Annotated in this window: 8 protein-coding genes and 1 tRNA gene; 3 read left to right on the top strand and 6 right to left on the bottom strand. The window is 39.9% G+C overall.

From position 1 onward, the window contains the following. The first annotated feature begins 143 nt into the window (after positions 1–143). Positions 144–1,850: a phosphate acetyltransferase gene (gene pta / locus HXT33_RS02940; protein ID WP_421787518.1), complete on the top strand. Its 1,707-nt coding sequence runs from the start codon at positions 144–146 to the stop codon at positions 1,848–1,850. Between the two features lie 167 nt (positions 1,851–2,017). Continuing rightward, complete coding sequence (locus HXT33_RS02935; protein WP_004135997.1) at positions 2,018–3,247, top strand: acetate/propionate family kinase; 1,230 nt, start codon at positions 2,018–2,020, stop codon at positions 3,245–3,247. An 80-nt stretch (positions 3,248–3,327) separates the two neighbouring features. Here HXT33_RS02935 and aroA read toward each other — a convergent pair whose 3' ends face one another. Both aroA and HXT33_RS02925 read right to left on the bottom strand, forming a co-directional pair. Next, positions 3,328–4,695, bottom strand: a complete 1,368-nt coding sequence (aroA, locus tag HXT33_RS02930; RefSeq protein WP_421787516.1) for a 3-phosphoshikimate 1-carboxyvinyltransferase — start codon at positions 4,693–4,695, stop codon at positions 3,328–3,330. Between the two features lie 86 nt (positions 4,696–4,781). Further along, a tRNA-Pro gene (locus tag HXT33_RS02925) sits at positions 4,782–4,855 on the bottom strand. 166 nt (positions 4,856–5,021) lie between these two features. Between HXT33_RS02925 and HXT33_RS02920 the strand changes: the two genes are divergently transcribed. After that, entirely contained in the window at positions 5,022–6,116 is a 1,095-nt protein-coding gene (locus HXT33_RS02920; RefSeq protein WP_004135993.1) for a hypothetical protein, read from the top strand. Between the two features lie 73 nt (positions 6,117–6,189). On the opposite strand, the gene glgX is transcribed toward HXT33_RS02920, so the two are convergent. The 4 genes from glgX to menA all read right to left on the bottom strand — a co-directional run bounded on the left by glgX (position 6,190) and on the right by menA (position 13,705). Continuing rightward, positions 6,190–8,319: a glycogen debranching protein GlgX gene (gene glgX / locus HXT33_RS02915; RefSeq protein ID WP_421787514.1), complete on the bottom strand. Its 2,130-nt coding sequence runs from the start codon at positions 8,317–8,319 to the stop codon at positions 6,190–6,192. A gap of 99 nt (positions 8,320–8,418) precedes the next feature. Further along, positions 8,419–11,493 carry a DNA polymerase I gene (gene polA, locus HXT33_RS02910; protein WP_421787512.1) on the bottom strand — a complete coding sequence of 1,025 codons (3,075 nt, stop codon included), beginning with the start codon at positions 11,491–11,493 and terminating at the stop codon, positions 8,419–8,421. Positions 11,494–11,602: 109 nt separating this feature from the next. Next, positions 11,603–12,391 carry an ANTAR domain-containing response regulator gene (locus HXT33_RS02905; RefSeq protein ID WP_004128008.1) on the bottom strand — a complete coding sequence of 263 codons (789 nt, stop codon included), beginning with the start codon at positions 12,389–12,391 and terminating at the stop codon, positions 11,603–11,605. A 225-nt stretch (positions 12,392–12,616) separates the two neighbouring features. After that, positions 12,617–13,705, bottom strand: a complete 1,089-nt coding sequence (gene menA / locus HXT33_RS02900) for a 1,4-dihydroxy-2-naphthoate octaprenyltransferase (protein WP_119521325.1) — start codon at positions 13,703–13,705, stop codon at positions 12,617–12,619. Positions 13,706–13,728 lie beyond the last annotated feature (23 nt).

Here is a 13,728-nt window from a genome sequence, read left to right as displayed (position 1 = left end):
CAGAATTACTACTATGTGCGTGTATAAAAACAAAAAGCCGTACAATAGAACAAGCTTGGCTATATTGCAAAACTTAAGTAATTTAATTTTTACAATATGAAACCTAACAGCACAACACGAATAGTATCAAAGGAGAACGCATCGTGTCACATATTAATGTAACAATTATTGGCAACGAAGATATGTACGGCAGAAACGCTGTTGCACTCGGAATAACACATATTCTGTCTAACAACTACAGCACTACTATTTTTCGCCCATGCGCTCAAGCCAATGACGCTTTCACTAAACAACTTTTGGGTATTGCAAATACTTCAGCGAAAGTAGAACAAGTTATTGCATCCACTCCAGAAATAGTCAGAACAAATAAAGACACAGTGCGCGGAGATATTGTTGCAAAATACAATGAAGTACTACAATCAACATCCGCCCAAGCTTCTGTTATTGTTTCAAGCGACGCAAGCCCTGTATATGATCCAGATTTATTTGCTTTTGACGCAACTGTTGCAGCAGACTTAGCTTCGCCTGTTTTTCTAACCGTTTGCGCAAAGGGACGAAGCTCAGAGCAAATCTTACAAACTATTAATACTGCCAACGCTTGTATTATGAAGGCTTGCACGCAAATTTTGGGCGTTTTTGTTACTGACTGTTCTGAGGAACTTGGAGCTGAAGTAATGAAAGATTACACAGCTAGAAATTGCGCAAATTCTAGCGAAAAAGAAACTCGAGTAAGCCAAACACCATTATGGGTGCTGCCTCAAATAAACGAAGAAAACAAAAATAGTTCGTTAGAAATATTCGTAAACTGCATTAGAGAAAAAGATATTCTTAATGCGCTGCACCAGCCATTCAATGCTCCAACTACCCCATACGCTTTTCAATACAGTCTTTTAGGAAAAGCAAAAGAACAGAAGAAAACAATTGTTCTTCCAGAAGGAGAAGAAGATCGCATATTAAAAGCGGCAGATTACTTGCTTGAACGAGATATTGTGAATCTTATTATTGTTGGAGAGCGCGAATCAATATTGAAGCGTGCTGAAGAATTAAATCTTAATTCAGTTTGCAAAGCAAGTTTCCAATCTATGAGTGATGAAGCAATGCTTAGCCATATGATTACAAAACTTTGCGAATTAAGAGCAAAGAAAGGAATGACTGAATCACAAGCGAGAGAACAACTTAGCGACGCAAGCTATTTTGGCACTATGCTGGTTGTACTTGGACAAGCAGATGGTCTTGTGTCTGGATCTGTTAATTCCACTGCAAATACTGTGCGACCAGCATTACAAGTAATAAAAACAAAACCCGGTTCCAAGCTGGTTTCTGGCGCATTTCTTATGTGTTTTAAAGATCACGTAGCTGTATTTGCAGATTGTGCTATTAACACAAACCCGAACGCAGAACAGCTGGCAGATATTGCGATTCAGTCTGCGAATACTTCTGAAGCATTCGGACTAGATCCTAAAGTTGGAATGCTTTCTTATTCAACGTTAGGATCTGGTAAGGGCCCAGATGTTGACACTGTAGAAGAAGCAACGCGAATAGTAAAAGAAAAAGCTCCAGATTTAGCCGTAGTTGGTTCTATTCAGTTTGATGCAGCTTGGTCTCCTACAGTTGCTGCAGCAAAAGCAAAAGATAATCCTATTGCAGGTCACGTGAATGTATTTGTGTTCCCTGATTTATGCGCAGGAAATATTGCGTATAAAGCAGTGCAACGCTCCAGCGGAGCACTAGCAGTTGGCCCTATTTTACAAGGTCTAAATAGGCCTGTAAACGATTTATCTCGAGGAGCTTTAGTACAAGATATTATTAATACTGTTGCTTTAACAGCTATTGAAGCTCAGCGAGAATAAAATTTTGTGCAGAAAGCTATAAAATAAATAAAAAATAAGCTGTTAATGTTCTTCACATATTTTAGATTGTTATGACACAAAATAACTCTCCGTATTGTAGGAACTTAACGGTAAACTAGAGCGTGGCAATTTACAAGCCTTATCAATACTTTATGGAGGATGCCCACATGGCAAAAACCGTTCTTGTTATCAATTCTGGTTCCAGTTCGATTAAGTATCAGCTCGTTGACTTGGAAAGCGGTGAAGGCATCGCTTCCGGTATCGTTGAGAAGATTGGCGAGCCAGTTGACGGCCACTACAAGCACGTATTCAATGGCGAAAAGCATGAGTTCGATGAGCCAGTTCATGACCACGAGCAGGGCTTAAAGCGCGTACTCGGTTTCTTCGAAGAATACGGTCCAAAGCTTTCCGAGTCTGGTATTGTGGCAGTTGGACACCGCGTTGTTCAGGGTGGCTTGACTTTCCCTAAGCCTGCATTAGTCAATGAGAAGACAATCAATAAGGTTAAGGATTTGGCAGTTTTGGCTCCACTTCACAACGGCCCAGAGGCTGTTGGCGCTGAAGTCATGACTGAACTTTTGCCAGACGTTCCACAGATTATGGTATTCGATTCTTCCTTCTTCCATGATCTTCCACAGGTTGCAGCAACTTATGCTTTAAATAAGGAAATTGCAGACCGCTATCATATTCGTCGCTACGGCGCCCACGGCACTTCTCACGAATACATTGGCTCTGTTGTTCCAAGCGTTGTTGGTAAGCCTGCAGAAGGTTTGAAGCAGATTGTTTTGCACATTGGTAACGGTGCTTCTGCTTCTGCCCAGATTTCTGGCAAGCCAGTTGAAACTTCTATGGGCTTAACCCCACTCGAAGGCTTGATGATGGGCGGACGCACTGGCGATATTGATCCAGCAGTAGTCTTCCACCTTATTCGTAACGCTCACATGAACGTGGACGAACTTGATACTCTCTTCAACAAGCGTTCCGGCATGACAGGCATGACTGGCCACGGCGATTTGCGTGATATTCACAATCTCATCGCAGAAGGCGACGAAAACGCTAAGCTTGCTCTCGGCGTATACGTACACCGTATTGTTGGCTACATTGGTAACTACACTGCTCAAATGGGTGGCGTTGACGTCATTACATTCACAGCAGGCGTTGGTGAAAACGACGAAATCGTGCGCGCTCGCGTATGCGAAAAGCTTGAGCCATTCGGTGTTAAGCTCGACAAGGAAAAGAACTTGGTTCGCTCTAAGGAGCCACGCGTTATTTCCACTCCAGACAGCTCTGTGATTATTGCTGTAATTCCAACGAACGAAGAGTTGGCTATTGCACGCAAGGCTGCAGCTATTGCTGAAGCTGGTGAAGATACCTACGGTAACAAGTTCAAGCACTAAATCGTTGGCGCTTAACAGCGTAGAACAAACAAATAAATAGATACGAATAATCCCGGGTCAAAAAGGCTCGGGATTATTTATTATTCAAGCATTTTATGCCACATTCCTGGAAAATCTGGGATTGTTTTTCTAGTTGTGGCAATGTTTTTGACTCTAACATTTTCTATGCGCAATCCAAGCATTGCAGCAAACGTTGCCATGCGATGATCTGCATAGGTTTCCATAACTTCCCCATGCACATAATCACTTGGCTCAATACTGATGCCATCTTCAAGCTCTTTAGCACCAATACCGACTCTATTCAATTCTTTAACTAAAGCTTCTAAACGATTAGTTTCATGGCCACGTAAATGAGCAATACCATGCAACTGACTTACTCCGTCCGCAAAAGCAAGAATAGCTGCAATGCTTGGAGCAATCTCCCCCGCTTTACTTAAATCTAAAGAAGGAATTGCATGAATACGACCATTTCCTTCTACACAAAGAACTCCAGACCCAGTGTTTGTATCATCCTCTTCAAAATTAACAACAGCACCCATACGTTCAAGTATTGCCGGCAACAATCCGCCAGGTTGAGTCGTGCGCTTAGGCCAGTTTGGAACTCTAACTATGCCTCCTGAGATTAAAGCAGCCCCTAAAAATGGCGCAGCATTAGACAAATCTGGTTCAACAACGACAGTATTTGGCAAAACTAATTTTGATTCCAAAACAGCCCAACTAATAGGCTCTATCATTTGGACTGTGCCACCAGCCTTTTTCACATCATCTATTGTCATTAAAATATGCGGCATGCTCGGCAAATTTTTACCAATATGTTCAATATACAAACCGTTATGTATGCGAGAACCAATTAGCAATAATGCTGAAATGAATTGCGATGATGCAGAGGAATCAATGCAAACAATATTTTCCACATTTCGAGTTTTAAGTTCTACTGATTTAGGAGGGATAATAGTGTACGGCAAAAAACCAGTTTCGCCGTGATACTCAACATGAGCACCAAGCTGTTCTAAAGCATCAAGTACCGGCTTCATAGGGCGAACATAGGCTTGCTTATCTCCATCAAATCGCACGGGTTTATTTGCAAACAATGCTAGAGCAGACACAAAACGCATTACAGTTCCCGCTAGTCCGCAATATACTTCAGCATTATCCTCAACTCTAAAAATTCCGTCTTCTGGCGGAATTACACGCAGTTTTGTGCCCTCTTCATTTAGTGATTCACATTTAACGCCGAATACAGATAAAGCGTTAATCATAAGCTCAGTGTCTCTAGAGCGCAATAATCCTTGTAAAACTACAGGTTTTGTACCTATTGCAGCCAATATTAAATAACGATTTGACAAGGATTTACTACCAGGAACTTCAACACAAGCTTTTAATTGATGATTAGAATACGGTGCTTCCCAACAAGTAGCACAATCCACAGTATCGTTAATATCGCTCATACTATGAATACTATCTATTAATATGTACTGATATGTGAACTGATAATTTGCAATCAGACTAAAATATTTCACTAGATATAAAAAAGTCGGGGTGACAGGATTCGAACCTGCGACATCCTGCTCCCAAAGCAGGCGCGCTACCAAACTGCGCTACACCCCGAGGCTTTTGAACTGTTAACCAGCTCCAAGCACAATCAAATACAATAGCGCACTTTGCCGACAAATGCAAATTTTCGACACACGTGGCGTGTATAAAATTTTTACACGTGCTTGACTTTAGTGCAAACTGTACAATGTAATTAGTTACAAGATAAAGGGGCTAAAATATGGGACGTTTCCAGCGAACTGAAGCAATGGGATTAATAGCATTTCTTGTATGCGCATCATTCGCAATGGTTATTATGTCCATGTACATGTTGCTTATGCCAGCATTTTGGCAAATTAGCCAAAGACTTTTCCTTACAGCCTCAGGAATTGTGGCTTTGTGCAGCATTGGCGCTTTTATTATTGGATATTTGCGTACTAATAAAAAATTTACCGGACACCATCTGATTCGCATAGTAAAACATACTTTTGAAATTACAGCGCTTTCTACAATTTATGGCGCGACAATGTTTCTTATGTCTTTTGCTTTGCTTTCCATCATCAACAGTATTATTGGCAAATCTGCAATGAACAATTATTTGCCGGTATTATGCTCAGCATTATCTGGAATTGTTGGTTACGCAACACTTATTCAAGCTGAGCTTCTTGAAGCTAAAACCGTAGCTTCCCTGCTTCCTCTATTCGTTATTTCAGGCGCTGCAACTGCAGGTCTTACCACGGATGATCCTTACTGGTATAACAATAATTTTTCCCAGCTTGGCGACAGAACCACTTTTGCAGCCAGCATGTTTAATGCAACGCTTGTACTATCTGGAATTTGTATTATCATAACAAGCTACTTTGCTGTTACAGAATTTGTTGCAACCCAACGCGAAATATTGCAGCACAATAATGAAGAGCGTACGCGTCATTTCAAAACTCGCACAACTATTATGGCTACTTTGCTTATTTTAGGCGGTATTGCTTTTATTGGCATAGGAACTTTCCGATATACTCCTCATCCTTTTCTTCATGACCTGTGTGCTAGAGGCGTAACTGGATTAATTTGCACAATGCTTGTATGCTTGCCTTGGTTAGCCCCTCGCCTTTCTCGCACATTCTACGTAGCTTCTGATTTAGCTGTTGTTCTTACAGCTTGGGCAGGAAATCAGTGGATGCACGGTCACAATACTCTTACTAATGTTGAAGCATTATCTTGCCTACTATTTCTAGGATGGATTATTGTTTTTTCAAGGCAAGTTGCAGCTATGCAAACTGACCGTCTTCAATCAAAAATTAATCAGGCTATTATAGCAAATAGCAGCGCAGGAAACTAAATTCCCTACGCTGCTTCAATCTTATGAAATTATAAAATTATTTGCGATTAAAATATTTTTTATTAGACTCTTATTAATGCTCCGGCTTGTGCTCGCTCATAAGCAACAAGAAGCTGCGAGATTGAGCCACAATATTAAATCCTGCCTCATATAAAAGCTCAGGGCCTTTTGGATTATAAGTGTCTACAATAAGCTTCCACTTTTCACCATAACGCTTGTCTGGCAATGTAAAAGTAATAGGTTCATAATGAGCATTAAATATAAGAATAAAGTCATTATCAACCATTCTTGTTCCATACCAGTCTGTTTCTGGAATGTCGGAGCCATTCAAATAAATCATCACGGAAAGCGCGTGAGTATTTGACCAATCTTCCATGTCCATAACAGTTCCGTTATGATCAAGCCATTCAACCTGTGGAATATCATAAACGTCATCATCGTTTGAACGCCCAGTAAAGAAGCGACGGCGATGCAAAACAGGGTGATGAAGACGCAGATGAATAAGCTTGGAAACGAAATCAAACATATCACGCTGAGTTTCGTTATAATCCCAGCTCATCCAAGAAATAGCGTTATCTTGGCAGTAAGCATTATTATTGCCGTGCTGTGTACGCATCACTTCGTCGCCTGCGCAAATCATAGGAATACCCTGACTCATAAGCAATGTTGAGAACAGGTTACGCATTTGCCTCTCGCGCAGCTCATTTACATCGTGAATACTTGTAGGACCTTCTACACCGCAATTCCAAGAACGATTGTCGTTTGCGCCGTCGTTATTTCCTTCTTTATTCGCCTCATTATGTTTTTCGTTATAGCTTACTAAATCGTTCATAGTAAAGCCGTCATGAGCTGTAATGAAGTTCACAGAAGCAACAGGCTTACGTCCATTTTGCTCATACAAATCAGAGCTTCCCATAAGCCTACTTGCAAATTCAGGCAAAGTAGAAGGCTGCGAACGCCAAAAATCACGAACGCAATCCCTATACCTGCCATTCCATTCGGACCAGCTTGGAGGGAATCCGCCAACCTGGTAACCTCCAACACCAATATCCCAAGGCTCTGCAATAAGTTTTACGCTAGAGATAATAGGGTCTTGCTCAATAATGTCGAAGAATGCAGAAAGTTTATCTACTTCTTGGAACTGACGAGCAAGAGTTGCAGCTAAGTCGAAGCGGAAACCATCAACGTGCATTTCGGTAACCCAATAACGCAAGCTATCCGTAATCAATCGCAATGCTTTCGGAGAACGCATAAGCAAAGAATTACCAGTACCAGTAGTATCAAAATAATGACGCTGATCGTTGTCTACAAGACGATAATATGCGCGATTATCAATACCACGGAAACTCAAAGTAGGACCACGGTCATTGCCTTCAGCAGTGTGGTTATAAACTACGTCAAGAATAACTTCCATTCCAGCAGCATGATAAGCCTTAACCATTGACTTAAACTCATTAACCTGCTCACCGCGCTGACCAGAACTTGAGTAAGAATTTTGCGGAGCAAAGAAACCGATGGTATTGTAACCCCAATAGTTGCTCAATCCCTTATTTTGTAAGAATGAATCATTTACAAACTGATGAATTGGCATAAGCTCAATTGCAGTAACACCAAGCTTCTTTAAATAAGAAATAACGCTTGGGTGAGCAAGACCAGCATAGGTTCCGCGAATATCTGCAGGAACACGACTATCAAGATTAGTCATACCGCGAACATGAGCCTCATAAATAACAGAATCATGGTACGGAATCATAGGATGCTGATCATTACCCCAATCAAAGTATGGGTTAATAACTGCAGCTTTCATCGTATGGTCTGCAGAATCCAAAGTATTCATTGCAGAAATATCATCCGGATTATCAAACCAGTAAGAAAACAGGCTTTCATCACCGTCAATATTGCCTTCAATTGCTTTTGCATACGGATCTAAAAGAAGCTTATGCGGATTGCACCACAATCCGTGCGAAGGATCGTAAGGACCATGAACACGATACCCATAACGTTGGCCAGGCTGAATACCTGATACATAATTGTGCCAAACGTATGAGTTCTGTTCGGTCATATCAATACGTGTTTCATTATCATTCTCGTCAAACAAGCATAATTCAACGCGCTTTGCAACTTCGGAAAACAGCGCAAAATTAACGCCGGCGCCGTCATAACTGGCACCAAGCGGATACATGGAACCTGGTCTTATATGCATAATATAAGTATCTCATATATTTGCGCACTTTTCACGCTATGTTGCTTTTATTTGAAAAAAGATGAAAATTTATACAAATTTATTCAAATATATGCAAATCTAATGAGCTGCTAATTGCCAATCAACACCAACGCCAGTTGACACATTAAGCGGGACATCTAAATTAACTGCATGCTCCATAGCTTCTCGCACAATATTTTCTACACTATCTTTTTCTCCGTGCGCAATTTCCAAAATTAATTCATCGTGAATTTGTAAAATTACGCGGCTGCGCATTTTAGAATTTCGCAATCCTTTATCAACACGTATCATTGCAAGCTTCATAATATCGGCTGCAGTTCCTTGAATTGGAGCATTTAAAGCTCCACGTTCTGCAGCTTCGCGAGCTGCACGATTATTTGACGATAACTGTGGGAAATATCTACGCCTACCAAACATTGTTTCTGTATACCCAAGTTCTTTAGCTTTCAAAACCAAAGACTCCAGGTAATCATGAACTTTTCCAAAAGTATCAAAATACTTATTTTTCAACACTTCGGCAGCAGACGGTGTAATAGAAAGTTGTTTTGCCAAACCATAAGTACTCAATCCGTATGCCAAACCGTAGCTCATAGCTTTTACGTGAGAACGCTGGTCACTACTAACTTGATTTACAGGTATTTGATAAACCAGGCTTGCCACATATTTATGAAAATCTACACCAGAGCAGAACGCTTCAATAAGAGTTTCATCATGAGAAGCATGAGCCATAATACGCAACTCAACTTGAGAATAATCACAGCTCATTAAATATTCGAAATCTTCACCTGGAACAAACGCTGCACGAATTTCACGGCCAGCAGCATTACGATTAGGAATATTTTGCAAATTCGGATCCGCAGAACTTAATCTGCCTGTTGCAGCAATAGTCTGCTCAAATCTTGTATGAATACGTTTATCATCATAATGAGCAGCATCAATTAAGCTTTGCACTATTTGCTTTAACTTATTTTTCTCACGATGACTAAGAAGAGCCCCTAAAAATTGGCTTGCAGGTTCTTCAGGATCAAGTTTCGCATACATTGCTTGCAATGCTTCAGCATTAGTAGTGTAAGAACCGTTTTTTGTACGCCTAGTTGGTTTAAGAGCAAAATGATCAAACAGTATTTGCTGCAATTGCTTAGGACTTTGCAAATTCACACGATTTCCCGCAGCCTGCCAAGCCATATTCTGGGCAAATTCAGCATCGGAAGAAAATTGCTGGAACATGCTACTTAAACGCTGCATATCTACAGCAGCACCAACATCTTCTAGTCCTCGCAAAACTCTTGAAATAGGCATTTCCAAGTTCGACATCAAACCTGTTTGTTTTCTAGAATCCAATTTTGGCGCAAATTGAATAGCTAAAAGACGTGTAAGAACAGCAGTTCTTAAAATTTTATCTTCAAACTTTTGCGTTTCTTCTTCGCTTGCTTTAGCTTCATCTAAAGCTAGTGAATCATCAAGTAAAAGATCAAGCTCACCCTGCTTAGCTTCCTGATTATCCAAATCTTCATCATCGCTCGAAATATCTAAATAATGTTCTGCCATATTTTCAAGCGTTTCAGCACGAAAATCAGGCTCAAGCAAATATGAAGCCAATCTTGTATCAAGAAGAGGAGTAATACTCGGATTATCGGAATCAACTAATTCCAAAGATGACAACAATCCTAAATGCTTTTTATAGTCGTGCAAAACTATTGAAGAAGCATATTTTTGCAAAAATTCCCTTAAAGATTCGAGTAAGGAGTTTGTCTCTACACGCAAGTCTGAAGCATAAATTAGTGCTGCTCTACCCCTAACAAGCATCAATAAACAGTCTGCTTTTAAACCAAAACGATGCTTTGACTGGCAGCTACTTTCATGAGCATAAACAACTAATTCGCGATTGTTTAATATTAAATCTGCACATTTCTGCTCATTATCAATAAGTTTTTCTGCATCTACAGAGGAATCAGATTGCGAAGAATCTTTCGTTTTTTCTACGTCAGTATTTTCTTCCTCGTTACTATTGTCTTCTTCTAGGAAAGTAGATACGCTAGTTTCCCACTCGCGTAAATCTTCTAAAGATTTAATATGACTTACTTTAGTATTTTTTAATACGTCTTGAAGATTTTCAGCATCAGAAGTTGATTGCTCGCCGCGGTTGGTATGCTCTATTTCGACATTTCCTTCATACGTTGAAGAAAGCATAATTCGCATATTGTCATCAAGCAATTGCTGATTTGTACGACTAAAAGCTTTAAGAATCTTACGCTTTTTTAATTCACCAAACTCAAGTTGAGATAACAACTCTCCTAATTTCTTAGCATTAATATCTTCACCAAAACGCAAATTATCAACACTAATACCAAGATCTAAGTCACGAACCAAAGCATTAACTCGACGGTTCAAACGAACCTGATCAATATTTTCTCTTAAAGCTTCACCCTTTTTACCTGTAATCTCACCTGCATGAGAAATAATATCTTCCAAGCTGCCGAACTGGTTAATCCATTTGGCAGCATAACCATCTCCAACACCGGGAACACCAGGAATATTATCTGCAGTTTCGCCTCTTAAAGCCGCTAAATCAGGATATTGCTTAGGAGTAACATTATATTTTTCTAAAACGGCAGCAGCATTCATTTGTTTCAAATCTTTGAAATGCTGCCCCGGATAAAGAACTGTAATATTGTCGTCAATAAGCTGAAATGCGTCGCGATCTCCAGAAAGAACTAAAGTTCTATACCCAGCATCAGCGCCCATTGTTGCAAGTGTTCCAATAACGTCATCACCCTCATAACCGGGTTTTTCAATATATGTAATATCTAGAGAACGTAGCATCTGCTGAATAAGAGGCAGCTGAGAAAGAAGCTCTTGAGGAGCAGCTTCACGCGTACCCTTATACTGAGGAAGCATCTTATTTCTAAAAGTGCCACCTTTAACATCAAAAGCAATAGCTAAACGGTCAGGATTTTCTTTTCTTACCACTTGGGAAAGCATAGTAATAAAGCCCCAGACAGAATTGGTGGCCTGCCCATAGCGAGTAGAAAAATTATCCGCAGAAACTGCAAAAAAAGCACGGAACGCAAGAGAATGGCCATCAACGACCAACAACGTTCCTTTCTCATTCTTAAAATCAGAAGAATGTTCTTCGACGATGCTGGTATCCACTGTTGACTACTCACCCACGTTCCGTAATTATTACAACAATTATGCTAATAGTATTCAGCACAACAAGCGTTATGATTTAATAAATTTAAGATTTTTAAGATTAATACTATTAATCCTCAGAATCTGAGTCTATTTTATCATCGCTATACTTTGAAATAATAGCCAAAGCAAGACGCTTCTTAGGGATACGCTGATCCATAGAAGTTTTTTGAATCCAACGGAATGCACCCTGCTCTGAAAATCCGGCCTTATCCATAAGAAGACCCTTAGCTCGGTCTACCAGCTTTCGCTCTTCTAAGGTATCTTCAGCTTTCTTAAGCTTTTCTTCCGTCTTTTTTAGCTGATCTTCCGTATCGTGCAATCTATTTTCTGTGCGCTCAACGCTATCTAATAAATCGTTAATCTCACTAAAACGACCCATAGCAACTTCCAAAGCTGGAAGAAGCTTAGATTCTTCATACGGCTTAGTTACGTATGCCATTGCACCGGCACCTGTTGCTTGTTTTACTAAATCTGCCTGCGAAAAAGCAGTGAGCATAACAACTGGCGCAATGTTTTCATCACAAATAGTTGCTGCAGCAGTAATACCATCCATAACAGGCATCTTAACGTCCATGCACACAACATCCGGATGATTCTCACGAGTCAACTCAATAGCTTCTTGACCGTTAGCTGCCTGACCTACAACCTGATAACCGTTATCTTCCAACATAGCTACTAAATCCATGCGATTAACAGATTCATCTTCTGCAACAACAACAGTGCGAATATTGTTAGATTTCTTATCTTCAGACTCGTTCTTCACAGCTTCTGCATCAGCAGCCTTACGAAGCTCATCATCAGTAAGTATTTCAGGCATTGTTTGCTCTGTCCCTTCATTCCTTTTCGTAACTGGCATACTCACAACCTCATTTCATTGCCGCATAAACAGGGCAACACCGCCATGCATCTTTAACATGACGACTACGCAACAGCACGTTCACAAACACCAGTAGAATCACGCATCATAACGCAATTTGCATGTCACTAAAACCGCACGCACCCAGTGTTTGTGTCAATCAATGATACCATAAGATTCACAAGACTCGCGAAAGAATGCACAAATTCGCACTATTTTGCTTATTTATACAGTAGCAGACAACAGTACTACTACAGCTGCAAAAATGGTTTGAGCAACACAAAGTGGAAAAGCATTCTTATAGTCGCCTTTAAGTATACATTTGGCAAATTTATACGCTTTTACTATAAGAGCTACCAATATAATCCACTGAAAAATAGCAAAAAATAGGTGCAATGTAATATTGCGTACTAAATTACTAAAATTGAAGAAAATTTCAGCATTATAAAAGTTCCATATTGAAGGAACTTCAAAAGGAAAAACAATAATTGAAATCGAATACGCTAACAACAAAAGCGCCGCAACAATGCTCATGGCAGCACATAAACGTCTACCTCTTTGCTCTCCAAGCATTATCATCGCAGTTATTTTTCCATGCTCTTTATCACTTGCAATATCTCGAAGATTGTTCACCATCATTAAGCATGCAGAATAAGCTCCAGGAATGAATGACATTAAAACACAAGCCAAAACCATTAATGGACTATTAATAAAAATATTGTTTGCTTGAACACCTATGCCATGTGTTATTGCACATAAAGATCCAATAAAAGGAACAGGGCCAAAGAACACAAAAGCGCTTACTTCTCCAAAACCTTTATAACCATAAGGATGCTTTCCTCCTGCATAAAACCACGCTGCAGCAATGCAGGCAATTCCAAGCGGAATAAACCACAATATTCCCGTGCTAAAAACAATAAGTAAACCTGCTATGCAAGAAATCAAAGCAGAAACTATTACCGCTTTAAGCACAGATTTTGACTCAATACCAGCATCTGCAAGACGCCACGATACATCACATAATGGCTTAGAATTTTTACTTTTACTCACAGGGCGAAACTTACGATTCTCGTCTAAACCATTCAATCCGTCACAATAATCGTTCGCATAATTAACAGCAATCTGCATAAATACTGCAACAGCACAACACAGAAAAAATTGTATAAAACACTGCACAAAACTAATAATTGGTTTCTCAAAATGCGAAAGACGCATCATTCTAAGAGAAATAGCAAATGCCATAACAACAGGAACTATTCCTATTGGCAGCGTGTAAATTCTTGCACCTTTAAGCCAAACTTTTACACTTTTCATTATTAGCCTCTTAAACTATTTGT

The organism is Gardnerella sp. DNF00753 (assembly GCF_049244275.1).
GTDB lineage: Bacteria > Actinomycetota > Actinomycetes > Actinomycetales > Bifidobacteriaceae > Bifidobacterium > Bifidobacterium greenwoodii.
Note: the sequence above shows the minus strand (reverse complement) of the source record. Positions and strands in the feature narration are given on the sequence as shown.